The sequence below is a fragment of the Pseudomonas simiae genome (assembly GCF_900111895.1).
Classification (GTDB): domain Bacteria; phylum Pseudomonadota; class Gammaproteobacteria; order Pseudomonadales; family Pseudomonadaceae; genus Aquipseudomonas; species Aquipseudomonas simiae.
On the sequence record NZ_FOKB01000016.1, the window covers coordinates 11917 to 37313 of the forward strand.

The 25397-nt window shown below is 62.3% G+C and carries 20 protein-coding genes and 1 pseudogene; 2 read left to right on the plus strand and 19 right to left on the minus strand.

Translation table 11 applies throughout. The annotated features are described in order from the left end of the window. Nucleotides 1-49 precede the first annotated feature (49 nt). The 10 genes and pseudogenes from BMZ57_RS28445 to BMZ57_RS28495 form a co-directional block, all read right to left on the minus strand. Nucleotides 50-745, minus strand: coding sequence for an anaerobic ribonucleoside-triphosphate reductase activating protein (locus BMZ57_RS28445; RefSeq protein ID WP_021492289.1), 696 nt, complete (start codon nt 743-745; stop codon nt 50-52). Next, nucleotides 742-2949, minus strand: a pseudogene (locus BMZ57_RS28455) (ribonucleoside triphosphate reductase). The gene BMZ57_RS28445 and the pseudogene BMZ57_RS28455 overlap by 4 nt, the downstream one beginning before the upstream one ends. A 175-nt stretch (nt 2950-3124) precedes the next feature. After that, complete coding sequence (moaA, locus tag BMZ57_RS28460) at nt 3125-4111, minus strand: GTP 3',8-cyclase MoaA (protein WP_069673431.1); 987 nt, start codon at nt 4109-4111, stop codon at nt 3125-3127. Between the two features lies 1 nt (nt 4112). Further along, a complete protein-coding gene (locus BMZ57_RS28465; protein ID WP_010209833.1) occupies nt 4113-4928 on the minus strand; it encodes a peptidylprolyl isomerase in 816 nt (271 codons plus the stop codon). Between the two features lie 10 nt (nt 4929-4938). Beyond that, on the minus strand, nt 4939-5619 hold the full coding sequence (gene narI, locus BMZ57_RS28470) for a respiratory nitrate reductase subunit gamma (RefSeq protein ID WP_010209832.1): 681 nt from the start codon (nt 5617-5619) through the stop codon (nt 4939-4941). Beyond that, nucleotides 5612-6367, minus strand: coding sequence for a nitrate reductase molybdenum cofactor assembly chaperone (gene narJ, locus BMZ57_RS28475; protein ID WP_010209831.1), 756 nt, complete (start codon nt 6365-6367; stop codon nt 5612-5614). Before narJ ends, narI begins: the two co-directional genes overlap by 8 nt. 3 nt (nt 6368-6370) lie before the next feature. After that, nucleotides 6371-7909 (minus strand): nitrate reductase subunit beta, encoded by a 1539-nt coding sequence (gene narH, locus BMZ57_RS28480; protein ID WP_010209830.1) that lies wholly within the window; start codon nt 7907-7909, stop codon nt 6371-6373. Nucleotide 7910: 1 nt separating this feature from the next. After that, entirely contained in the window at nt 7911-11684 is a 3774-nt protein-coding gene (locus tag BMZ57_RS28485) for a nitrate reductase subunit alpha (RefSeq protein WP_069673430.1), read from the minus strand. Nucleotides 11685-11741: 57 nt separating this feature from the next. Further along, a complete protein-coding gene (locus tag BMZ57_RS28490; RefSeq protein ID WP_069673429.1) occupies nt 11742-13139 on the minus strand; it encodes a NarK family nitrate/nitrite MFS transporter in 1398 nt (465 codons plus the stop codon). Nucleotides 13140-13141: 2 nt separating this feature from the next. Further along, complete coding sequence (locus tag BMZ57_RS28495; protein WP_069673428.1) at nt 13142-14392, minus strand: MFS transporter; 1251 nt, start codon at nt 14390-14392, stop codon at nt 13142-13144. Nucleotides 14393-14700: 308 nt separating this feature from the next. On the opposite strand from BMZ57_RS28495, the gene BMZ57_RS28500 reads away from it, so the two are divergent. Both BMZ57_RS28500 and narL read left to right on the plus strand, forming a co-directional pair. After that, complete coding sequence (locus tag BMZ57_RS28500; RefSeq protein ID WP_069673427.1) at nt 14701-16503, plus strand: HAMP domain-containing protein; 1803 nt, start codon at nt 14701-14703, stop codon at nt 16501-16503. Continuing rightward, nucleotides 16500-17147 carry a two-component system response regulator NarL gene (narL, locus tag BMZ57_RS28505; protein ID WP_010209820.1) on the plus strand — a complete coding sequence of 216 codons (648 nt, stop codon included), beginning with the start codon at nt 16500-16502 and terminating at the stop codon, nt 17145-17147. The genes BMZ57_RS28500 and narL overlap by 4 nt, the downstream gene beginning before the upstream one ends. A gap of 73 nt (nt 17148-17220) precedes the next feature. Here narL and ubiT read toward each other — a convergent pair whose 3' ends face one another. The 9 genes from ubiT to BMZ57_RS28550 all read right to left on the minus strand — a co-directional run bounded on the left by ubiT (nt 17221) and on the right by BMZ57_RS28550 (nt 25315). Beyond that, nucleotides 17221-17682, minus strand: coding sequence for a ubiquinone anaerobic biosynthesis accessory factor UbiT (gene ubiT / locus BMZ57_RS28510; RefSeq protein WP_010209816.1), 462 nt, complete (start codon nt 17680-17682; stop codon nt 17221-17223). Then, nucleotides 17676-18566 (minus strand): U32 family peptidase, encoded by an 891-nt coding sequence (locus BMZ57_RS28515; protein WP_010209815.1) that lies wholly within the window; start codon nt 18564-18566, stop codon nt 17676-17678. Before BMZ57_RS28515 ends, ubiT begins: the two co-directional genes overlap by 7 nt. A 10-nt stretch (nt 18567-18576) precedes the next feature. Beyond that, nucleotides 18577-19572 carry a ubiquinone anaerobic biosynthesis protein UbiU gene (gene ubiU, locus BMZ57_RS28520; protein ID WP_021492294.1) on the minus strand — a complete coding sequence of 332 codons (996 nt, stop codon included), beginning with the start codon at nt 19570-19572 and terminating at the stop codon, nt 18577-18579. Between the two features lie 9 nt (nt 19573-19581). Continuing rightward, the gene (locus BMZ57_RS28525) at nt 19582-20808 is read right to left on the minus strand and encodes a molybdopterin molybdotransferase MoeA (protein WP_021492295.1); all 1227 of its coding nucleotides are present in this window, start codon (nt 20806-20808) and stop codon (nt 19582-19584) included. Then, entirely contained in the window at nt 20805-21359 is a 555-nt protein-coding gene (gene moaB, locus BMZ57_RS28530; RefSeq protein ID WP_021492296.1) for a molybdenum cofactor biosynthesis protein B, read from the minus strand. Before moaB ends, BMZ57_RS28525 begins: the two co-directional genes overlap by 4 nt. A gap of 83 nt (nt 21360-21442) precedes the next feature. Further along, nucleotides 21443-22090 carry a pyridoxamine 5'-phosphate oxidase gene (pdxH, locus tag BMZ57_RS28535; RefSeq protein ID WP_010209810.1) on the minus strand — a complete coding sequence of 216 codons (648 nt, stop codon included), beginning with the start codon at nt 22088-22090 and terminating at the stop codon, nt 21443-21445. A 170-nt stretch (nt 22091-22260) separates the two neighbouring features. Further along, nucleotides 22261-23436 (minus strand): NnrS family protein, encoded by a 1176-nt coding sequence (locus BMZ57_RS28540; RefSeq protein WP_069673426.1) that lies wholly within the window; start codon nt 23434-23436, stop codon nt 22261-22263. Nucleotides 23437-23479: 43 nt separating this feature from the next. After that, nucleotides 23480-23923: a membrane protein gene (locus BMZ57_RS28545; protein ID WP_010209808.1), complete on the minus strand. Its 444-nt coding sequence runs from the start codon at nt 23921-23923 to the stop codon at nt 23480-23482. A gap of 75 nt (nt 23924-23998) precedes the next feature. After that, a complete protein-coding gene (locus BMZ57_RS28550; RefSeq protein ID WP_010209807.1) occupies nt 23999-25315 on the minus strand; it encodes an OprD family porin in 1317 nt (438 codons plus the stop codon). Nucleotides 25316-25397: the final 82 nt, after the last annotated feature.

Genomic DNA, 25397 nt, shown 5'->3' on the forward strand with positions numbered 1-25397 from the left:
ACCTGCCCACCAGGGGCAGCATCGATAAAAACGCGGTTGAGGGCGCGGGTCACCCTCGTAATACAAACGCGGGAAACAACTCACGCAAGCGGCCCCAGAGCTCCGGTAACGCAGCCTGTGCCGGGGAACTCGGCAGTTGCGTGTCGAGCATGCTGGCAGTGCGCACCATCTGCACGGCGAAGCGCTGCACGCCACGGGCTTGCAAACGTTGGGCCAGCCGCAGCAGGCGGGCTGGGTCGATCAGGTGCCAATGCACCGTGGTACGGCATTCGTAGTCCATGCCGCTGGCGAGCAAAATATCGAGACTGCGCCAGTTGGCGGCGCCGCTGCCCTTGACCTGGGTGATCGACTGGCAGTCTTCGGCCAGGGCCTTTACGTCAAAACCAACCCAGTCGGCATGCCGCAAAGCATGGGCAAACCCCGCCGGCTTGATCCCCGCGCTGTGCAGGCCGATGTGAAAACCCATCGCCCGGACTTCATCCATCGCCGCCGGCAAACCCTCTTGCAAGGTCGGCTCGCCGCCGCTGAACACCACGGCGTCGAGCAGGTCTCGGCGCCGTTGCAGAAACAGCAACACCCGGCGCCAATCCATTTGCGTGCTCGCGCGCGGCGGGATCAGGTCCGGGTTGTGGCAGTAACGGCAACGCCAGGCACAGCCCTGGCAGAACAGCACACAGGCGAGCATGCCGGGGTAGTCGAGGGTGGTCAGGGGCACCAGGCCCCCGACCCGCAGCGCTCGACTCATTGGCGACCGGCCGCAGCGGCCGTTTCAGTGAAGTGCGCACGCTCCTTGTGCTCGGATTGCTTGCCTGGATTGAACGCCGACACCGGCCGGTGGTAACCCATTACTCGGGTCCAGACTTCGCAGCGCTGGCGTTGTGGCTGGGAGGTTTGCATGGTGAATCTCCTTGGGGTGGAGTTGAGTTGAATGGCTTCATACGGGAGCAAGCAAGCTCGCTCCTACAGGGCCAGGACTTCATCGCACTTGGGGCAGAACTCATGTTCACCGGCGAGGTAGCCATGCACCGGGCAGATCGAAAATGTCGGCGTCACCGTCAGGTACGGCAGCCGGAAACGCCCCAGCGCCTTGCGCACCAATTGCTTGCAGGCCTGGGTCGACGAGATCTGCTCGGCCATGTACAGGTGCAACACAGTGCCGCCGGTGTATTTGCATTGCAGTTCGTCTTGCAGCTCCAGGGCTTCGAAGGGGTCCTGGGTAAAGCCCACCGGCAGTTGCGAGGAATTGGTGTAATACGGCGCGATGTCGCTGCCCGCTTGCAGGATGTTTGGGTAGCGCTTGCGGTCTTCCTTGGCAAAACGGTAGGTGGTGCCTTCCGCCGGGGTGGCTTCAAGGTTGTAGAGGTGGCCGGTGTCTTCCTGGAAGCGCAGCAAAGTGGCGCGCACATGGTCGAGCAATTTGAGGGCAAAGGCGCGGCCCTGTTCGGTGTGCATGCCCTCCTCGTCAGCGCTGAAATTGCGCAGCATCTCGTGCATGCCATTAAGGCCGATGGTGGAGAAGTGATTGCGCAGCGTGCCCAGGTAACGCTTGGTGTAGGGATACAGGCCCGCATCCATGTGGTGTTGGATCACCTTGCGCTTGACCTCCAGGCTTTCCATGGCCATTTCCATCAGGCTGTCCAGGCGTTGCAGCAAGCCTGAGGTGTCGCCCTTGAACAGGTAGCCCAGGCGTGCGCAGTTGATTGTCACCACCCCCAGGGAGCCCGTCTGTTCCGCCGAACCGAACAGCCCGCCACCGCGCTTGAGCAATTCACGCACGTCCAGTTGCAGGCGGCAGCACATCGAGCGCACCTGGTTGGGTTGCATATCGGAATTGAGGAAGTTCTGGAAATACGGCAAACCGTAGCGCGCCGTCATCTCGAACAGGCGGTCAGCATTGTCGCTGTCCCAGGGGAAATCATGGGTGATGTTGTAGGTGGGAATCGGAAAGGTGAACACCCGGCCCTTGGCATCCCCGGCCTGCATCACCTCGATGTAGGCGCGGTTGATCATCTCCATTTCGGCTTGCAGGTCGCCGTAGGCAAACGGCATTTCTTCACCGCCGATCACCGGCACCTGTTCACGTAAATCTTCTGGGCAGACCCAATCGAACGTCAGGTTGGTAAACGGTGTCTGGGTGCCCCAGCGCGACGGCACGTTGAGGTTGTAGATGAACTCCTGCACGGCCTGGCGCACTTGCGGGTAGCTCAGTTGATCCTTGCGCACATAGGGCGCGAGATAGGTGTCGAACGAACTGAAGGCCTGGGCGCCGGCCCATTCGTTTTGCAGGGTACCGAGGAAGTTGACCATCTGCCCCAGGGCGCTGCTCAAGTGCTTGGGGGGGCCCGCTTCGACCCGGCCCGGCACACCGTTTAGGCCTTCGTGCAACAGCGAACGCAGTGACCAACCGGCGCAGTAGCCGGCAAGCATGTCCAGGTCATGGATATGCAGATCCGCTTCGCGGTGCGCGCGGCCGATCTGCTCGCTGTAGACCTCGTCCAGCCAGTAATTGGCAGTGACCTTGCCTGCCACATTGAGCACCAATCCGCCCAGGGAATAGCCCTGATTGGCATTGGCCTGCACGCGCCAGTCTTCGCGATCGAGGTATTCGTTCATGGAGGTGGCGACCTCTACCAGGGTCTTGCGGTCACGGCGCATGCGGCCGTGTTGTTCGCGGTAGACGATGTAGGCGCGCATCGATTGGAAGTAACCGGCGTCCATCAGCACGCGTTCGACGCTGTCCTGGATGAGTTCGACGTCCAGTTGTTCGATGCCCCTTAGGCGTGCCAATACTGCGCCCAGCAACAGGTCGGCGTCGTTCGCTTGAAACTCCGCGGTGGCAGTGCCGGCGGCGATCAGGGCTTGGCGGATTTTTTCGGCGTCGAAGGGGGCCAGGCTGCCGTCGCGTTTGTGGAGGTGGGTGCTGGTGAGCGGGGTGAGCGTGCTTTGCATTGGGAGCTCCAAACACTACATATAGACAATCCGATAACATAAAACACAATATGCAGTGATATTACGGAGAGAAGCGTTGGAAACCCTTGATCGGGATCAACGTTTTCTGATCGGGGCATATCCCTTTATTCCGTCACGGCTATCCATGGTTCCGCCCTTACGGTGCCCCCCAACCTCACCCACCGCTCATGCTCATAAAGCGCACCACCTGAACCTCCCCCGCCCCCGAAAAATCATGCCGCGCTGGCTTTCCCCTCAACGCCCGATGCAACGCCTCAACCAACGGCCGATCATCCAACGGAGACCGCCTGAGCAAATCACGAAAATCCAGCGCGTCGTCCTGCCCGAGGCACAACAAAAGCCGCCCCTCCACCGTCATCCTTAGCCGATTACAACTCCCACAAAAACTCTGTGAATTGGGCGAGATAAACCCGATGCGCGTGTCGGGGTAACGCGCCAAACGCACATACCGCGCCGGCCCCCCACTGCTTTCCGCAGTGTCGAGCAACAGATGCTCACGAGCGATCACCTCCCGCACCTCATCACTGGCACAAAACGTCTCCCCCCGCGAACGCCCTACATCCCCCAAAGGCATTTCTTCGATGAAACTGATATCGATCCCTTGCTCGATCGCATACCGCACCAACGCGGGCACCTCATCAAAATTACGCCCTTTCATCACCACGCAATTGAGCTTGACCCGCTCGAACCCGGCGTCCCGCGCCGCCTCTATCCCCTCCTGCACCTGGCGCAAATCACCGTTGCGCGTGATCGCCCGAAACCGCACGGGATCCAGACTGTCGAGGCTGATATTCATGCGCTTGACCCCCGCCGCCGCCAGCGGCTGCGCCAGCCGCGCCAACTGTGAGCCATTGCTGGTCATCACCAACTCACGCAAGCCTGGCAACGCAGCAATAGTGCGGCACAACCCCACAATGCCAGGACGGATCAAAGGTTCACCGCCGGTCAAGCGGATCTTGCGCACGCCCTGGCCCACAAACAGCCGGGCCAGGCGGTCCAGCTCTTGCAGGCTCAACACCTGCTGGCGCGGCAGGAAGGTCATGGTTTTCGCCATGCAGTACACACAGCGAAAATCACAACGGTCGGTCACCGACAGACGCAGGTAATCGATTGAACGGCCGAGCCCATCCACCAGGCTCATGTCACTGCACCAACGGCGAGTCGGCGCCTTGCAGCGCGAGACCACGGATGTCCGCGGCGCCAATCAGGGTTTGCAGGTACTGCACCAGCGCCTTCTGCCACACCCCCTGCTGCAACTGGGTGCGAATGGCGCCCGCCACTGCTTCGTAAGGCAACGGCTGGCCTTCGATGCGCTGGTCGACGCTGATCACATGCCAGCCGTAACGGCTTTCCAAGGGCTTATCGGCCAGGCCGGGCGCCAGGGTAAACAACTGGCGCTCCAGCTCCGGCACGGTCTGGCCCTTGCTGATCTGGCCCAATGAGCCACCCTGGGCCTTGGACGGGCACGCCGAATACTTGAGCGCCAGTTCGGCGAAGCTGGCGGGTGTCTGCGCCAGGCTCAGCTGCAGGATTTCTGCCTGCACATGGGCCATCTGCCGTGCCTCGGCATCGTCCGGCGCGCATTCGAGCAAGATGTGCCGCACCGCCAGCAACGGTGCGCTGTGGAAGCGCCCTCGATTGCTTTCGAAATAATGCCGGCAGGTCGCCTCGTCGCACTGCGGCACGGTGATCTCGCGCTCCAGCAACAAGCGCGTGGCGGCTTCTTCTTCGTTCTCGCCGGGGGCGATGTCCACCGCCAGGCCCAACTCGGTGATGCGCTGTTGCAGCAGCTCGCGAATCACCAGCGCGCGAGCGGCCAGGTACACCGCCGCTTCGCGGCTTTCGGCAGGATGGTATTGCAGCTCCAGGGCCATCGCCTCGGGCGTGATCGACACGCCGTTGACGCTGACGATGGGCCATTCTTGTTCACTGCTGGCAATCAATTCAGGCTGGGTCATCATGTGTTCCTCACGACTTCTGCCGCACGATTTGATAACGACGGCCCAGGTACCAGACCGGCGCGCTGACCATGTGCACCAGGCGGGTAAACGGGAACAGCACGAACAGGGTCAGACCCAGCGCCACGTGGGCCTTGTAGATCAGCGACACCGGTGCAATCGACTCCGCCGCCTGCACTGGCCGCAGCAACACCACGTTCTGCGCCCAATCGGCGAGCATCACCATCACCGAGCCGTCCATATGCCCGGTGGAGGCCACAATGGTCAGCAAGCCCAGCAGCAACTGCGCGAGCAGTACCAGCAGGATCAGAATGTCGGACGCGCTCGACGTAGCCCGCACACGCGGGTCACTCAGGCGACGCTTGATCAGCATCAGCAACCCCACCAGGCACAGCAGGCCGAAAAAACCGCCGGAGACCATTGCCAGCAGTTGCTTGTTTTCCGTGCTGATCACGTGGTGGTACACCGACGCGGGCGTCAGCAAGCCGACAAAGTGCCCGGCCAGCACAAACAGCACGCCGATATGGAAGAAGTTGCTCGCCACGCGCATGCCACGGTTGTTCAGCATCTGGCTGGAGCCGGCCTTCCAGGTGTACTGCGACAGGTCGAACCGCGCCCAACTGCCCAACAGGCAGATCGCCAGGGCCACATAGGGGTACACCCCGAATACCAGCAAATTCCACTTAGACATTACCCACCTCCCCGGCAGGCAGCACGGCCCGCCCTTCCTGCTGAAAATCCACCCAGTGCAACGGCACGGCGCTTTCTTCCCGCGCCTTGCCCGGAGCGCTCGGCAGCGCACTGCAACGGTCCTGCTGTTCGGCCTGCATGAAGTCCACGGCCTCTTCTTCCCACACCTTGTCAAGGGCTTCGAGGGAGTCGTCACGCGGCTCGGCAGCGACCTGGGCGCGCACTTCGGCCACCGCCTGGTGCGGCTCGGCGCCGGCGATTTGCAGCAGTGCCCGGAAGCAACTGGCATAGGCGCTTTCACGTTCTTCGAGGCGGGCCGCGAGCAACGCCAGCAAGTGCGCCACATCCGCCAGGCCCTCGCGGGCCTCGATGTCCTCGCGGGTGGAGAGGAACTCCAGGTACAGCGGGATGAAGTCGGGCAGCTCCTTGACGCCGATGGCAAAACCAGCCGCCTCGTACTGGGCCATCATGTCGACCATCGCCTGACCACGGTCGCGGGATTCGCCGTGCACATGCTCGAACAGCAACAACGACAGCGAACGCCCGCGGCCGAACAACGCGCCGTAGTGTTCCTGGCCATCCATCAGGTCGTTGGCGCAGATCAGCTCCAGCAGTTCGAACAAGGCGCCGCGTTGTTTGGGACTGATTTCCCGTGACTCGATAATCGCCTGCTCCAGCTCATCGCGGCCGCTCACCAGGTGTTCCGTGGGATAGTCCAGCAGCAGCGAGATCACTTTAAGAATGCGCATGGTTCAGTCCTCCCAGATCTGTACAGTTTTCAACACGTCGCGGCGGTTGGCCTTCTTCGCGCCGAACATATTGGTGTCGGAACTGCCGCTGCAGCCGCTGCCAAAGCTGAAACCACAGCCCGAACGCTCAGCGAAGGCATCGCTCATGGCGTCCTCGCGGTGGGCGCTTGGCACCACAAAGCGGTCCTCGTAATTGGCGATGGCCAGGTAGCGATACATCTCTTCCACTTGCGGCACGCTCAAGCCCACGTCTTCAAGGACTTGCAGGTCCTGGACGCCGTCCACCTGCTGGGAACGCTTGAAGGCGCGCATTGCCAGAAGGCGCTTAAGGGCACGCTTGACCGGCTTTTCATCGCCCGCCGTGAGCATGTTGGCCAGGTAACGCAAAGGAATGCGCAGGCTGTCCACATCCGGGATCACCCCATTCATGCCCACGGTGCCGGCAGCGGCGGCGTTCTGGATCGGCGACAGCGGCGGCACGTACCAGACCATCGGCAAGGTGCGGTATTCCGGGTGCAGCGGCAGCGCGAGCTTCCAGTCCACCGCCATTTTGTAGACGGGCGAGCGCTGCGCCGAGTCGATCACCGACTGCGGCACGCCATCGGCCAGGGCCTGACGGATCACAGCCGGGTCATTCGGGTCGAGGAAGATCTCCAGCTGTTTCTCGTACAGGTCGTGCTCGTTGGCGGTGCTGGCGACTTCGCTGATGCGGTCGGCGTCGTACAGCAGAACACCGAGATAGCGGATACGGCCGACACAGGTTTCGGCGCACACCGTGGGCATGCCGGCTTCGATGCGCGGGTAGCAGAAGATGCACTTTTCGGACTTGCCGCTCTTCCAGTTGAAGTAGATTTTCTTGTACGGGCAACCGCTGATGCACATGCGCCAGCCGCGACATTTTTCCTGGTCGATCAGCACAATGCCGTCTTCTTCACGCTTGTAGATCGCACCGCTGGGGCATGACGCTGCGCATGCCGGGTTGAGGCAGTGCTCGCACAGGCGCGGCAGGTACATCATGAAGGTGTTTTCGTACTCGCCGTAGATATCGGCCTGGATCTGGTCGAAGTTCTTGTCCTTGCGGCGCTTGGCGAACTCAGTGCCGAGGATCTCCTCCCAGTTGGGCCCCCACTCGATTTTCTGCATGCGCTTGCCCGACACCACCGAACGCGGGCGCGCGGTGGGCTGGTGTTCGCCCAGGGGCGCGGTGTGCAGGTGCTGGTAGTCGAAGTCGAACGGCTCGTAGTAGTCGTCCAGGCTAGGCAAGTCGGGGTTGGCGAAGATGTTTGCCAGCACGCGGAATTTGCCGCCGATACGCGGGTTGATCGTGCCATTGGCGTTACGGATCCAGCCGCCCTTCCACTTGTCCTGGTTCTCCCATTCTTTGGGGTAGCCGATGCCGGGCTTGGATTCGACGTTGTTGAACCAGGCGTATTCCATGCCTTCGCGGCTGGTCCACACGTTCTTGCAGGTGATCGAGCAAGTGTGGCAGCCGATGCATTTGTCCAGGTTCAGCACCATGCCGATCTGTGAGCGAATTTTCATCTCAGTTCTCCTCGATATCGGTCGGCAATGGGCGTGGCAGATCATCGCCGTCGGAGCCATCGAGCCAATCGACCTTGGCCATCTTGCGCACCACGACGAACTCATCGCGATTGCAGCCGACCGTGCCGTAGTAGTTGAAGCCGTAGGCCTGCTGGGCATAACCGCCGATCATATGGGTCGGTTTGAGCACCACGCGGGTCACCGAGTTGTGGTGGCCGCCGCGGGTTTTGGTGGTCTCCGAACCCGGCACGTTCACGATGCGTTCCTGGGCGTGATACATCATCACCATGCCCTCCTTGACCCGCTGGCTCACCACCGCACGGGCGGTGAGCGCGCCGTTGACGTTGAAGCACTCAATCCAGTCGTTGTCCTCGATACCGGCGCGCTGGGCGTCGACTTCCGAGAGCCACACGATCGGCCCCCCACGGCTCAGGGTGAGCATCAGCAGGTTGTCGCTGTAGGTGCTGTGGATCCCCCATTTCTGGTGCGGGGTGATCCAGTTCAGTACGATCTCGGTCTCGCCATTACTGCGCTTGCCCTTCACCCCTTCGATGGTGCGGGTGTTGACCGGTGGTCGATAGCTCATCAACTGCTCGCCGAATGCCTGCATCCACGGGTGATCCTGGTAGAACTGCTGGCGCCCGGTGAGGGTGCGCCATGGGATGTTTTCATGGACGTTGGTGTAGCCGGCGTTGTAGCTCACGTGATCGTCTTCCAGGCCCGACCAGGTGGGGCTGGAAATGATCTTGCGTGGCTGCGCCTGGATGTCGCGGAAGCGGATCGCCTCGTGAGCCTTGGGCAATGCCAGGTGGCTGTGGTCGATGCCGGTGAACTCCGACAGCGCAGCCCAGGCCTTGACAGCCACGTGGCCGTTGGTTTCCGGAGCCAGGGACAGGATCACTTCGGCGGCGTCGATGGCCGTGTCGATTTTCGGCCGCCCCAGGCTGATGCCCGCGTCGCCTTCGTGATGGTTCAGTTCACCGAGGAATTTCACTTCCTCATCGGTATTCCAGTTGATGCCCTTGCCGCCATTGCCGAGTTTTTCCAGCAGCGGGCCAAGGGAGGTGAATTTCTTGTAGATATTCGGGTAGTCGCGCTCCACCACCGCCATGTTCGGCGCGTTCTTGCCCGGCACTGGTGCCACACCGGCACTTTTCCAGTCAGTGCCGCCGAAAGGCTGGGCCAACTCGCCGACGCTGTCATGCATCAGCGGCACGGTGACCAGGTCCTTCTCGACACCCAGGTGGCCGACCGCCATGGCCGAGAACGCCTTGGCGATGCCCTTGTAGATGTCCCAATCGGACCGCGACTCCCACGCCGGGTCGATAGCTGCCGACAACGGGTGGATGAACGGGTGCATGTCCGAGGTGTTCATGTCGTCTTTTTCGTACCAGGTGGCGGTCGGCAAGACGATGTCGGAATACACACAGGTGGACGACATGCGGAAGTCCAACGTGGTCACCAGATCGAGTTTGCCGATGGCCCCATCGTCCACCCATTCGGCTTCGGTGGGCTTGCTTTCGCCGCCAAAACCGATGTCTTCGTTCATCACGCCGTTCTTGGTGCCCAGCAGGTACTTGAGCATGTACTCATGGCCCTTGCCCGACGAACCGAGCAGGTTGGAACGCCAGATAAACATGTTGCGCGGGAAGTTCGCCGGGCTGTCCGGTTGCTCGCAGGCAAAGCGTAGGGTGCCGTCCTGCCAGGCCTTGACCACATAGTCTTTGGGATCCATGCCAACAGCAGCCGCCTCACGGCAGATGTGCAACGGGTTGGTGTTGAGTTGCGGCGCGCTCGGCAGCCAGCCGGCGCGCTCGGCGCGGATGTTGTAGTCCAGCGCGTGGGTGGGGAACTGCGACTTGTCCGCCATGGGCGAGAGCACATCGTGCATGTTCATTTTTTCGTGGCGCCACTGCGAGCTATGGCCGTAGAAGAAGCTGGTGCCATTCATCTGCCGGGGTGGGCGGCTCCAGTCCAGGCCGAACGCCAGGGGCAGCCAGCCGCATTGCGGGCGCAGTTTTTCCTGGCCGACGTAGTGGGCCCAGCCGCCGCCGGTCTGGCCGACGCAACCGCAGAGCATGAGCATGTTGATCAGCCCGCGGTAGTTCATGTCCATGTGGTACCAGTGGTTCATCGCCGCACCGACGATGATCATCGAGCGGCCCTTAGTCTTGTCGGCGTTGTCGGCGAACTCACGGGCGATCTGGATGGCTTTCTCGCGGCTGACGCCGGTGATCGCTTCCTGCCACGCCGGGGTGCCGGGCACACTGGCGTCGTCGTAGTCCTTGGCAACGTTGCTGCCGCCCAGGCTACGGTCGATGGCCAGGTTGGCGGCCGACAGGTCGAACACCGTGGCGACCTTCGCCACGCTGCCATCGGCCAACGTCACGCTGTGCACCGGCACGCGGCGAAACTGCACGGCATCGCCCGCCACGTGCTGGAAGTGCTCGTGGGACTCGCCGGCAAAGTACGGGAAGCCCACCTCCGCTACGTCCGCCCCCATCAGGCTCAGTTTGAGGTCGATGGCGCGACCTTCCCCGCCTTCCTTGGCGAGGATGTTCCACTTGCCCTTCTCGCCCCAGCGATAGCCGATGGAACCTTGGGGCGAGACCAGCTCGCCGCTTTCGTCAAGGGCAATGGTTTTCCATTCCGGGTTATTGTCCTGGCCAAGGTTGCCCACAAGGTCCGAGGCACGCAGGAAGCGGTCAGGCTGGAAGCCGGCGCCCGGTGCAAAACCGGTCACGGGCTTGAGCATCACCAGCACCGGCAAGTCGGTGAAGCGCTTGGCGTAGTCGGTGAAATAGGGGCTTGGGTGGTCGAGGTGAAACTCCTTGAAGATCACGTGATTGAAGGCCTGGGCCAACGCGGCGTCGGTACCCTGCTTGGGGTTGAGCCACAGATCAGTGAGCTTGGCCACTTCCGAATAATCGGGGGTGATGGCCACGGTCTTGGTGCCCTTGTAGCGCACCTCGGTGAAAAAGTGCGCGTCCGGTGTACGGGTCTGCGGGACGTTGGAACCCCAGGCGATGATGTAGTTGGAGTTGTACCAGTCGGCCGATTCCGGCACGTCGGTCTGCTCGCCCCACACCATCGGCGAAGCCGGTGGCAGGTCGCAGTACCAGTCATAGAAGCTCAGACACACCCCGCCGAGCAGTGACAGGTAACGCGAGCCGGCGGCATAGCTGACCATGGACATGGCCGGGATCGGCGAGAAGCCGACGATGCGGTCCGGGCCGTACTGCTTGATGGTGTAGACGTTGGAAGCAGCGATGATCTCGTTCACTTCGTCCCAGTTGGAGCGGATGAATCCCCCCATGCCACGCTTGCTCTTGTAGGACTCGGCCTTGGCCTTGTCCTCGACAATGCTCGCCCAGGCGTCTACCGGGGCCAGGGTCAGGCGCGCTTCACGCCACAGTTTGAGCAGTGGTTTGCGAATTTTCGGGTACTTGAGCCGGTTGGCGCTGTAGATGTACCAGCTGTAGCTGGCGCCACGCGGGCAGCCTCGGGGTTCGTGGTTGGGCAAGTCGTTGCGGGTACGCGGGTAGTCGGTCTGCTGGGTTTCCCAGGTAATCAGGCCGTTTTTCACGTAGATCTTCCACGAACAGGAACCGGTGCAGTTCACCCCGTGGGTGGAGCGCACGATCTTGTCGTACTGCCAGCGCGAACGGTAGACGTTCTCCCAATCGCGGGACTCTTTGCGGGTCTCGCCGTGGCCCTCGGAGAACTCGTTTTGCTTGCGGTTGAAGAACCGCAGTTGATCCAGTAGGTGACTCATGATGCTTTCCTCATCAGGCGTGCCGTGGGGTGCGTTGCCCCGCGAATTCGGGTCGGACTAGCAGGGTGTGGCGCAGCCTTTGCGGGCGTACCACCACCAGGTCACGACGATGCAGCTCAGGTAGAAACCGACAAACAGGTAGAAGGCCATGGCCGGGCTGCCGGTGGCGGCCATGGAACTGCCGAAGGATTTGGGAATGAAGAACGCGCCGAACGCGCCCATGGCCGAGCTGAACCCGAGCACGGCGGCGGATTCCTTGCTGGCGTCCTTCAAGGCCTGTTCACGCACGGCGGCGGGTTTGCCGACACTGGCTTTTTCGTGGAGGGTGCGGAAGATCACCGGGATCATGCGGAAGGTGGAGCCGTTGCCGATGCCGGTGGTGATGAACAGCAGCATAAACAGGCCGAGAAAACCGTAGAAGTTGCCGCCCTGCTGGTTCTGCGGCAAAAAGTGCAGCACGCCGAACACCATCACGATCATCAGCACGAAGTTCCACAGGGTCACTCGCGCGCCGCCCAGCTTGTCGGCCAGCCAGCCGCCCAGTGGCCGCACCAGTGCGCCAACCAGTGGGCCGAGGAAGGCGAACTTCAGCGCTACCACGTCCGGAAACGAGGTCTTGATCAGCAGCGGAAACGCCGCCGAGAAGCCGATGAACGAACCGAAAGTCGCCAGGTACAACCAGCACATCAGCCAGTTGTGCTTGCGCTTGAAGATCACCGCCTGGTCGCTGAACGACGCGCGGGCGCTGGATAGGTCATTCATGCCGAACCACGCCGCCACGGTGACGAGGATGATGAATGGCACCCAGATGAAGCCGGCGTTCTGCAGCCACAGTTGGCTACCGTCCGCCAGGGTTTGCGGTTGCCCGCCGATCAGCCCGAATACCCCAAAGGTGATCACCAACGGCACGCAGAACTGCATCACCGAAACGCCCAGGTTGCCCAGGCCGGCGTTCAACCCCAGGGCGGTGCCCTGCTGGGCCTTAGGGTAGAAGAAGCTGATGTTGGACATGCTGGAGGCAAAGTTGCCGCCGCCAAAACCGCAGAGTAAGGCGATCAACACGAAGACGCTGTAAGGCGTGTTCGGATCCTGCACCGCAAAGCCCATCCACAGTGACGGCAGCAAGAGCGACGCGGTGCTCAGGGCGGTCCAGCGGCGCCCGCCGAAGATCGGCACCATGAACGAGTAGAACACCCGCAACGTCGCGCCGGACAAACCCGGCAGCGCCGCCAACCAGAACAACTGGTCAGTGGTGAAGCTGAAGCCAATGGCGTTGAGGCGCACAATCACCGTGCTCCACACCATCCACACTGCAAAGGCCAGCAAAAGCGCAGGGATCGAAATCCACAAGTTGCGGGTGGCGGTCTTCTTGCCGCTGGCGCCCCAGAACGCCGGGTCTTCAGGGCGCCAGTCGTGGATCACCGGCCCCGAATCGGGCTTTTGCGCGATAGACATGATCATTCTCCTTGGAGCGCTTGTTTGCCGAGCAACGGCTGTTTACGGATCTCGCTGACGTACATCCAGGTCAGGGAGACCCAGACCACGCCGTACATCAACATGAAGCAGGAGGAGCGCACACCGGTGAGGTCCACCAGGGCGCCGAATAGAATCGGCAGTACAAAGCCGCCCAGGCCGCCGGCCAGGCCGACGATGCCGGACACCGCGCCCATGTTCTGCGGGTAGTCATTGGCGATGTACTTGAACACCGAGGCCTTGCCGAACGCGAAGGCGATGCCCATCACGAACAGCAGCACGGTGAACAGGGTGGCGTTGAGGCCGAGATGGAAATAGACGGGCCCGTTGACGGTCATCACTTGCAACTGCGTCTGCGGATAGCTGAGCAGGAAAAGGCAGATCCAGCTCACCCACAGCACCCACCAGGTCACGCTGTGTGCGCCCCAGCGGTCGGACATCCAGCCGCCCACCGCCCGCAACACACCGCCAGGCAAGGAAAAACACGCGGCCAGCAGTGCGGCGCTTTGCAGGCTGAAGCCGTATTCCTGCACGTAGTACTTGGTCATCCACAACGCCAGGGCCACGTAGCCGCCGAACACAATCGAGTAGTACTGGCAGTAGCGCCACACAGCCGGGTCTTTGAGGCACAGCAGTTGCTGACGCAGGGTGGCGCCGCCAGCACTGCGGTGGGCCTTGTTTTCGCGGGTGAGGAACCAGAACAACAGCGCGGTGACAAACAGGATCGCGCTGAACACCTTGGGCACCAGGTGCCAGGTGCCGAGGGCGATCAGCGCCGGGGCCAGAAATTTGGTGACGGCAGCGCCGGCATTACCCGCGCCGAACACGCCCATGGCAAACCCTTGGTTCTCTTTATCGAACCACTTGGCGACATAGGCGATGCCTACTGAAAACGAGCCGCCGGCCAAACCGACAAACAGGCCCAGCACCAGGAACTGCCAATACGCAGTGGCGTAGGTGATCAGGTACAGCGGCAGTACACAGGCGAGCATCAACACAAAGAACACGATGCGCCCGCCGAAACGGTCGGTCAGCAACCCGAGGGGCAGGCGCACCAGGGAACCGGTCAATACCGGGGTGGCGGCCAACAGGCCGAACTGGGTTTCGTTGAGTTGCAGCAGGTCCTTGATGGGCACGCCGAGCACGGCGAACATCATCCACACCATAAAGCAGACGGTGAAGGCCAGGGTGCTCATGCCCAGCACCAGGCCTTGTCTCATACGGGGTTGAGTCACGGTATGCGCTCCAGAAAGTGATTCCATGAGCGCAGGTTAGGGGCGACCCCCTCGCAGAACTTGACCCAGATCAACGTGGGCCGGTTGGGTATGGCGCTATGCTGGCCCCGTCTACCTCCAAGGAGGTAGCCCGCAAGACAAGAGAAAGCCTTTATTTATCAATGGATTGTTCTCTTGTGCCGGCTTTTGTCCGTGGGAGGGTTCGCCGGCAATTCTTTAGAGGTAGTGCGCCAGGGAAGGCCATCTCCCCCCCTTTCCCGCTCCAGGTGCGACCATGCTGCTCTGCTGCCCCCTTCAACTGTGCCGTCATGTTTGACTGGCTGCGCAGCTCCCTGCCCGCCCGCGCCGGTCTGGCGGTGATCCTGATTGCGATCCTGGCCCTGGCCAGTTCCCTCAGCGCCGGGCTGATCGCCTGGTTCAGCCAGGGCGACGCCGCCGCGATCAACACCGCGGGCTCGGTGCGCATGGAGACCTATCACCTCAGCTGGAAACTGGCGGCCGGTGCACGCCCGGATGAGGTCGCCGAGGTCAGCCAGAGCCTGCAACGGCGCCTCGACAGCCAGTCGCTCAAGGCGGTGCTCGAAGACGGCCCCCACAGCGCCCTGCTACAGAGCTACCAGCAGATCCAGCGGCGCTGGAACGACGAGCTGCGCCCGGCGGTGATGCGCGGCGATGCGGTGCTGTTCCAGGCCAGCGCGCCGGCGTTCGTCGAGCAACTGAACCAGTTCGTCAGCCTGTTGCAGCAACAGAGCGAGCACAAGCAAAGCTGGCAGCAAGCGATCCAGGGACTGGCGTTGTTCAGCACCTTGATCATCCTGCTGATCGGCCTCTACGAGTTGCAGTACGGCGTGGTCACGCCCTTGCAGGAACTGGTGCACGCCACTCGGCGCTTTCGCGATGGCAACTACCAGACCCGCGTCAACCACCGTTCCGAGGACGAACTGGGCCAACTGGCCCTGAGCTTCAACGCCATGGCCGAGACCATCGAGGCCTCCCACCGCACTCTGGAAGCCCAGGTGCAGCTCAAAACTCTCAACCTGCAACAAGCCAATGCCGCCCTGGAATTGCTTTACCAGAGCAGCCGCAGCCTGGCCACGCGCCTGGCCAATGCCGAAGGCCTGGATGAACTGATCCGGCGCTTCCAGAAACGCCTGCCGGGCTTGCGCCTGTCGCTGTGCCTGCAAGGTCACTTCCTCGCACCGGCGCAGCAGATGCTGGCGCTGCATGGCGAGCACAGCCGCAACGTCTGCGCGATCGGCGACTGCGCGACGTGCGAACGCCACCACGCGGCGCCGCCAGAGGTATTCAGCATCAGCAACCAGGGCGCAGAACTGGGCGAACTCAAGGCGCACTTCCTCGACGGCCACCCCCCGCAGGATTGGGAAAAACAACTGATCCAGGCCCTGGCCAACCTGATCGGCACCTCGCTGTCTCTCAAGCGCCAGCGGGAACAGGACCACCGCCTGTTACTGCTGGAGGAGCGCACCATCATCGCCCGCGAACTGCACGACTCCCTGGCCCAGGCACTGTCCTACATGAAGCTACAAGTGAGCCGCATGCAGACCCTGATCCGCCGTGGCGAGCCCGTGGAAACCCTGGCCTGCGTCACCAGTGAATTGCGTGACGGCCTCAATAACGCCTACCGCCAACTGCGCGAACTGCTCACCACCTTCCGCTTGCAGATCCATGACGCCGGGTTGGTGCAGGAGCTGCGGGAGACCGCCGAAGAGTTCTCCCGCCGTGGCGAGTTCCAGGTACACCTGCACGTGGACGCCTTGGCATTCCAGCTGTCGGCCAGTGAACAGATCCACGTGCTGCAGATCACCCGCGAAGCCCTGTCCAATTGCCTGCGCCACGCTCATGCGCAAAATGCCTGGCTGCAACTGCGCCAGGTTGGTGAGACCGTGAGCCTTTGCATCGAAGACGATGGGCGTGGCTTCGGCGGCGACGTCGACCAACGCGAACACCACGGCCTGACCATCATGGACGAGCGCGCACGCAGCCTGCACGGCCATCTCGACATCAGCCAGCGTGAGCCCCAGGGCACGCGGGTGCAATTGCGTTTCCAGCCGGAATTTCTTGGCCACTCTCTACAAGGCACCGCCTCATGAACACCGCTATTCGCCACCGAATCCTGTTGGTCGACGACCACCCGATGATGCGTCACGGCATGCGTCAGATGCTTGAACTGGAGGACGATTTGCACGTGGTTGGTGAGGCCGGTAACGGCCAGGAGGCCCTTGATCAGATCGCTACGTTGCAACCGGACCTGGTGTTACTGGACAACAACATGCCGCACATGAACGGCCTGGAGACACTGCGTCGCCTGCGGGCCATGAACTATGCGGGGAAGGTGCTGCTGTTTACCGTGTCCGACGCGGAGGACGATATTCGTGATGCGCTACGACTGGATGCCAATGGTTATCTGCTCAAGGACATGGAACCGGAGTTGGTGGTGGAGTTCATCCGTGATGCCTTGCAGGGAGCCTTGGTGATCAGCCCTGGCTTGACCCGCGTACTGGCCCAGGCATTGCGTTCGCCGCAGCCGCATGCGGCGGTGGAGCTGACTGAGCGGGAGCGGCAGGTGTTGAGGACCATTGCCGGGGGGTACAGCAATAAGGTGATCGGGCATAAGCTGGGGATTACCGAGGGGACGGTGAAGGTGCATGTGAAGAATGTGCTGCATAAGCTGGGGTTGAGGTCGCGGGTGGAGGCGGCGGTTTGGGCGATGGAGCATCTGAGGCAGGCGGGGTGACAGGGGCTTGTGGGCATATCCGTTATTGGGGTGATCGCGGGTATGGGTTCCGCAGCAACGGATATGCCCACAGTCAAACAGCCAACCCAGCCCTCTCCAACCCCCACCACAACCACCCCGGCAACACATCCGAATCCAGACTATCAATCAGATTCTTCAACCCCAACCCCAATTCCGTATCCCCTTCAATCACCAATCGCCGCCGAAAAAACAACGTATCCGGGTCCTCCTGCCGACTGGCCAACAACAAAAACTCCCGCCAATTCCCACTGATCGTCACCTCGGCAGCAGCCTTCGAAGCCACCCGCAACCCCTCCCGTCCCAACGTCAGATACCAACACACCCCCAAATCCGCAACACGCAGGCACATCCAACGCCCACGCAGCAGATCGAAACCTCCATCGCGCAAAGGCTCCGCCAAACACCGATTAAGCCCCTGCTCCAACACCAACCGCTGCGCGGCAAACGGCACCCGCCGAATCAACGGCAACACCCGATCCACGCCCTTGAGCACCCACTGCTTGCGACTCAACACCCCACCACCTCCTCAACCCGCAACATTCCTGCCTGCCCATGCCAATAACCATTGCACCCGTCCACAAACAACGGCGGCAGGGCTCCCTGGCGCACTTGATCAAAGGCACGCACCACATCAGCCATCCCTTCAGCCCGCGGGCTCAGGCGCAGTAAATCGGCACCACACGAAACCAAACCGGGATAGTCAGCCAGCAAGTTGGTCACATCGGCAGACATCGTCTGAATCCCATTCAAGGTAAACAACGCCTGCCCTTCCTGACTGGTCAACGCCATGCCATCCAGATAGTTGATACAGCAGAACTGGCAATCATCCTTCGGCCGGTTCTCCGCCCGCGCAGTGAAACAACGCGCCGAGTACGCCAGGGGCAGATGCCCGTAGGCGAAGATCTCCACTTCGGGCAATGGCCTCCCCAGTTCACGCACTTGCTCCAGCACATCGGCGATCAGATCGTGGGAGCACTCCACTGGCGGCACCCAACGCTGCATTCCCGCATCGAGCAACTGCACCAACGCGTGGCCGTTGTAGAGATTGAGTGCCGGGCCACCGACAAAGGGCAATTTGCGCTCGATCAGTAACTGCACGGCGCCCATGTCGTTTGCCTCCACCAAAAAATCGCCGTTGTCACACAGCCGTCGCAGGCTGGACAGTTCGGAGGCGGCTTCGATCAAGGTGAGGCTCGACAATACGATCTGCGCCGAGCTGCACGCTTGCAATTCGCGGCCCAGGCCCAGCCATTGATCCAGGTTGAACGCGCGGCGTTTGGAACACACCGTTTCCCCCAGGTAAATCACATCCAGGGGCAAGCCGGCCATGTCGGCATAGAAGCGCCCCAGGTGATCTTTGTCCCAATAAAACAGCACCGGTCCCAGGCTGAGTTTCATCTGTGTCTCCTCACTGCCACGCACGATGGTAAGCACCCAAGGTGGTCTGGCTGCCTTCGGAAAGCCCGGCGAGCACCTGGCGCCATGGGGCCTTGACCACAAAGCTCGCGGGGTTGGCGCGGTGGGCGTCGAGGGCCGCACGCCACACACGGGTGACTTGCTCCACATAGGCCGGGCTGCGCTGCCGGCCTTCGATCTTTACCGCTTCCACGCCGATGGCGCTGAGTTCGGGCAGCAGGTCGAGGGTGTCGAGGCTGGTGGGTTCTTCCAGCGCGTGGAAACGCTTGCCGCCCACCAGGAAACGGCCCTTGCACAAGGTCGGGTAGCCAGCAGGTTCGTCCGGGGTATAGCGGTCGATCAGCACGTCGCTGAGCCGTGCGCTGAGGCCGTCGGCGTCGTCGCTCCAGCGCACGGCCTTGGCCGGCGAGCACACGCCACAGAGGTTGGGCGACTCGCCGGTGATATACGACGACAAATGGCAACGCCCCTCAGCCATGATGCACAGGCTGCCAAAACCGAACACCTCAATGGGCACGGTGCCGCTGGCCGCCACCTGTTTGACCTGGGCCAGGGACAGCACCCGTGGCAGCACGGCACGGCGGATGCCGTAGTGTTCGACGTAGAACTTCAATGCTGCCGCATGGGTGGCCGAGCCTTGCACCGAGAGGTGCAACGCCATGTGCGGATGGCGTCGCGCGGCATAGCCCAGTACGCCAGGGTCGCCCGCGATCAAGGCGTCGACGCCATGATCGGCGGCACGGTCCACTGCGCGTTGCCAGCGCGGCCAGATCTTCGGTTGCGGGTAGGTGTTGACCGCCACATAGAGCTTGCGCTGGTGCTGGCGGATATGGGCGACAGCGGCATCGAACTGCTTGTCGTCCATGTTCAGCCCCGCAAAGTGCCGAGCATTGGTGTCATCGCGAAACCCTACGTACACCGCATCGGCGCCTTGGCGCACGGCGGCTTTCAGCGCAGGCAGGTTACCCGCCGGACAAACCAGTTGCATGACCGCTCCTTATTCAAAACCGGTGAAGGGCAGGAAAGACACTGCCGCTCCCTTGGATACTTGCTGCTCGCGCTCGATGATCACTAGACCATCGGCCCAGCAGGCGGCGACGAGCATCGCCGAGCTTTGCTGGGGGTGCAGGACGGCGCGCAATTGCCCGTCGCTGCCGGGGCTCAGCCGTGCGCGCAGGTATTGGCGGCGCTTGTTGGGTTTCACCCATTCAAACGCGGCGGGCACGCTGATGGGCACTGGCAACACTCGCTCCGCGCCTTGAGCACGCAAAAGGAATGGGCGCACTACGATCAGCGTGGTCACCAGCGCAGCCGTCGGGTTACCCGGCAGGCCAATCCAGGGTTTACCCGCCACCTGACCGAACGCCAGCGGCTTGCCGGGCTGGATTGCCAAGCGCCAGAACTCGATCTTGCCCAGCGCTTGGATCGCTTGCTTGAGGTGGTCCTCTTCGCCCACCGACACACCGCCAGTCGTCAGCAGCAAATCGCATTCGGAAGAGGCCAGCAGCAGCGCATCACGACTGGCCGCGAGAGCGTCTGCCATCACACCGTAATCGTGAACCGTGACGCCCCAGCCGCGCAGCAGCGCCGCGACCAGATAGCGATTGCTGTTGTAGATCTGCCCTGGCGCCAGGGACTCACCCGGCTCGCGCAGTTCATCACCGCTGCTGAGCAGGCACACGCGCAGTGGCCGGAAGACCTTGACCCGCGGTATGCCCGCGGCCGCCAGCAAGCCGATTTCCTGGGCACGCAGGCGTTTACCGGCACTCATCACACGCTGCCCGCGTTGCAACTCTTCGCCGCGCCTGCGTACGTGTTCGCCCAGGCGCACCGGCGGACACCAGATGCGCTGACCGTAAACGCGGCAGCGCTCCTGGGGCACCACGCTGTCGGCACCTGGGGGCAGCGGCGCACCGGTAAAGATCCGCACGGTTTGCCCCGGCTGCAACGGCACGTCACTGCTATGCCCCGCGGCGATCCGTCCAACCACTTGCAAATGACCGCCCTGCTCCGGCACATCGAACGCGCGCAGCGCATAGCCGTCCATGGCGCTGTTGCTCCAACCGGGCAGGTCGATCGGTGAAAACACCTCTTCGGCAGTGACACGCCCGAGGGCCTCGGTCAACGCAATCACCTCAGTGGGCGGTGGCGGCGGTGCCTGAGCCAGCAACCGGTCGATGGCCTCCTCCACCGGCAGCAGGTCGCCGCTGTCGCACAGGCTCATGACCGTACCACACAGGCTTGAAGCGGTTGATCGAGTTGCGGCTTGAGATGCGGCGCGAAGTTACACGGGCCGGTGCGGCTGTCCAGTTGGCCGACCAGGATCTGGTCCCAGGCAGTCCGACAGGCGCCCGGCGAACCGGGCATGCAGCACACCAGCACGCCATTGCTGACCCCTGCCAGGGCGCGGGACTGCAAGGTGGACATGCCGATTTGCGCCAAAGACACCTGCCGGAACAACTCGCCAAACCCGTCCACCTGTTTGTCCAGCAACGGCAGCACGGCCTGAGGGGTGTTGTCACGGGCGGTAAAGCCAGTGCCGCCGGTCATCAGTACAACTTGTACGTGAGGGTCAGCGATCCACTGGGAGACCCGTGCGCGGATCTGGTAGATGTCATCCATCACGATGCTACGGTCGATCAGCCTATGTCCAGCGTCTTTCAGGCGGTCCACCAGGGTTTGCCCGGAGGTGTCGGTGTCGTAGGTGCGGGTATCGCTGATGGTCAGCACCGCGATATGCAGGGAGACAAAACTGCGTTGGGTCAGATGGGCCATGGTCCAGGCTCCAGGTATTGAAAAGATGCATCCAGCCTGCGCCGCAATGAGCGCAGGGCCTATTCCTCGAAGGAGGTATGCCGTCAGGGAGCCAGGCGCGTGCGCTGCCACTCGCCGTCCAACAGGCGGTAGTCGAGGCGGTCATGCAGACGGTTGGGACGGCCCTGCCAGAACTCGATGCGCCGGGGTTGCAGGCAGAAACCACCCCAATGTTCGGGCCGAGGCGGCTGGCGCCCGGCGAAGCGCTCGGTGACCTCACGCAGGCGTCCTTCCAACTCGCTGCGATGGGCCAGCGGCTGACTCTGGGGTGAGGCCCAGCTGCCCAGTTGGCTAGCGGTCGGACGCGCCTCGAAGTAGTCGTCCGACAGTTGCGCAGCGGCCTTCACCACCGGGCCTTCGATACGGACCTGACGCTCCAGGCCCGGCCAGAAAAACGTCATGGCAGCATGGGGGTTGTCCGCCAACTCCTGGCCCTTGGCACTCTGGTAATTACCGAAAAAGAAAAACCCGTCGACGCTGAACCCCTTGAGCAACAGGATGCGGCAATGGGCATGCCCGTGGCTGTCCACCGTGGCCAGAGCCATGCTGTTGGCTTCCGCTGGGGGCACTTCGGTCTTGCGTGCCTGGTCCAGCCACTGGCCAAACAATGCCAACGGGTCGGCCTGCGCACAATCGTCGCGAAGACCGTAAAGGGTGTAGTTGCGGCGCAATTGCGCAAGGGACAGGGGCATGGCGCGGTCCTCCAGAAAGTTCGCCACAGTGTGGGAACTGCCGCGCCGCTATCCCTTGACCGCGGTCAACACTCCGCCGCGGCATGACGCCGCATCGCGGTTCACCACAACGACTTGGCGAGGACCGTCAACCGATGAACCATCCACAACACAGAAGACATTGACCTCTCCTAGCCCGGATGCCCATCGACCCGCGCCTGCCACAGCATCGGTCCATAGCGCCACAGGTACAGGCCCAACCCAATGGACCAGCAAAGTCCTGCCAACCACAGGGCTACCAAGGGCCAAACCAGCACCAACCACACGCGGCATACACACGCCAGGTTCAGCAACGCGAAAGCCAGCGTCATGCCTGGTGGCGGCTGCAACGGTCGACCGGTATGGCCCAGGCTGACCCGTGTGATCATCGCCAGGATCAACCCAGCCATCGCACCAATGGTCAGCGCGTGCACCGCCAGGCTTGGATTGAAGGCGGCACCGAAATGCCACAGCGCCATGCCCAGGCACGCCAGCGCGAGCCAGGCATAGGCCAGGTGCAGAGACCACAGCAGCGGTACTCGCCACAGGCCGCGATCCTGCCAGCGCAGCCAGCGCAGCAGATGGCCCAGGCCCAACGCGGCGAATAGCACGCCAACCCAGAGATTAGGCATCAAGGCCCATCCGTTGGCATACAGCAGCGCCACCAGAATCGACCCGCTCAGCAACAGGTGGTCCAACCACGGCCAGGGCTTGACGGCTTCGGCCCGGCCCAGGCCACGCTGGGTAAAAAACGGAATCACACGGCCACCGATCAGGCCCATCATCGCCGCGACGAGCCATAAGCCGGTCAGAACCGACTGGCGCTGCAACGCTGGGTCGGACAGCGATAGCCCGTCAGCCAAGGCCAGCAACACCAACACCAGCACAATCGGGTAATTGCGCGTCTGCCGGACCTTCCACAGCGTCCACCCCATCACCCCGGCAACTGCCAATGGGAAGCTCAACTCCAGCACGGCCAGCAACGGCATCGGAACATTCAGCAACCAGCCCACGCGAGCCGCCAGCCACAGTGCCGCCAACACCGCCAAGGGCGTCCCGCTGAGGCCGGCGCGCCCGGTCCAGGTCTGCACCGCCGTCAGCAAAAAACCGGCGATGATCGCCAGGCCAAAGCCGAACAGCAACTCATGCCGATGCCAGGCCAGCCAGCCGCCGGCCGGTTGCCACTCGCCAGTCAGCCCGCCCAGGGCCAACAGCCACAACGGCACCACCAGCGCCGCCAACAGGCACGCGCCGAGAAAAAATGGCCGGAAGGCCAGGCGCAACAACGGGGTAATCGACATTGCCTTGCGCCGATCCAGTACGTGCATGCCACGGCTCCTCAACTCATTATCGGTCTATCTATCGAGGGTTTTACCAAGTGAGGTAAAACATGCCCTTGGCCAACACCACAATCGCAACCATATGCGCAAACAAACTCAAGTGCACAAACCGCAGATAGCGCGGCCCTACACGCCCCAGGCGCATACGCAGCATTGTCAGCAGAAAGTGCAGCAGCACACTGGCGGCGAGGGTCAACTTAACGGTCAGCAAAGTCCCGAAGGACGAAGCGAAAGGCGCGGTCAGCACTGGCAAGTAACGCAGCCAGACCATGCCCAGCCCCGCGCCGAACAGCACCAGTAATACCCAGGGCATCATCACCCTGGCGCGTTGACCGACGCCTTGCTCCACCAGCACCATCACCCGCGCAGGCAATTGGTGGTGCAGGCGTGCCAGGATCAGCACTTCGAAAAACACTGTGCCGATAAAAATCAACGCAGCGAAGAGGTGCGCCAGCAGAAACAGTAGGTAAGGCATGATGGCCTCGCGGGGGGTACCGGAACACCAGTGTGACGACCTGCCAGCGTGCACACCTTGATTCCGGTCAACCCATCACATCAACGGGATGCTGTAGCTGACAATCAGCCGCGTCTCGTCCTTGTCCGCCGTGTCGTTGCCGCGCAGCACCGCGCTGCGCCAGGTAAAGCCCAGGCCTTTCAAGGTGCCGGTGGGGATCACGTAATCCAGGCGCAGGTCACGCTCCCACTCACTGTTGTCGCGGCCGACAGTGCGGATGTGGCTGCCGTGGATATACGTCACGCTGGAGCGCAACCCCGGCACGCCCAGGCCGGCAAAGTCATAGGCATAGCTGCCAACCGTGGCTTGCTCACCGGCATTCACGAACTTGAGCGACTGGGAATTGGTGATCAGGTAGAGCGAGCGGCCCTGGCCCTGGTTGATGTGCGGGAAGTCACTTTGCCCGGTGGTTTTCTGGTAGCCCAAGCTCAGCGAATGCCCGCTCAAGGCATAGGTGAACATGGCGCTCCACAAGCGGTTGTCGACTTTGCCGGCGTTGACGCCAGGCCCGTAGTAGCCCGAGCTGACATAACCTTCGCCGCGCCCGGCAACGCTGCCATTCTTGCCGTCGGCGGTGCTGTAGAAATACCGCAGGTCGCTCTTGAGTTGGCCCACCGGCAGTTGCCAGTTATGCACCAAGCCGAGGAAATGCTGCTGGTAAAAGTTCTCCAGGCTGGCGTAGTAGTACTGCACCTGCAGCCGTTTGCTCACGGCGTAATCCACACCGCCGTAGTAGAACTGGTTGCTGGCCTTACCCTTGACCGGGTCATTGGCCCCAGCAATCGACAAGCCTTGGCCGTTACTGGAGTTCCGGTCCATCACCTGCTCGATCTTGCCCGCGATCAGATTGACGTCCCTGAAGTCCTTGGACTCCACCTGATAGCCCCGAAAGGTCTGGGGCAACAGGCGACCGTCCTCAGTGGTCAGCACCGGCAGCTTGGGCATCAGGTTGCCGGCTTTGAGTTGCGTCTGGGCGATACGCAGTTTGCCGGTGACGCCGGTCTTGCTGAAATCATGGACGGCCTTGCCGTCGTCCAGCGGGAAAACGCTGCCGGGGGTGTTGTCTGCACCGGCCTTGCCGGCCCGGCCCGAGGCGTCCAGGCGCAGGCCGTACCACTCTTGCAGATCCAGGCCCAGGCCGACCGTGCCCTCGGTGAAACCGGACTGGTAATTGAACATGAAGGCCTGGCCCCACTCCTTGTCCGAGGCGGCCTTGGCGTTGCGGGTGTCCTGGTTGTAGTAGAAGTTGCGCAGGTCGAGACTGGCTTTGCTGTCGTCGATAAAACCCGACGCAGCCGCCTGCTGCGCAGCGCCGAGGGAGACGGCGAGCGCCAGGCAAGTCTTGTGGTTCATGAAGGCTCCGAGAAGTGATTGAGGCGACACCGTCGGCGTTCAGCCTGTTCTTGTTGCAGGCCTCTAACGTGTGACATTCGAC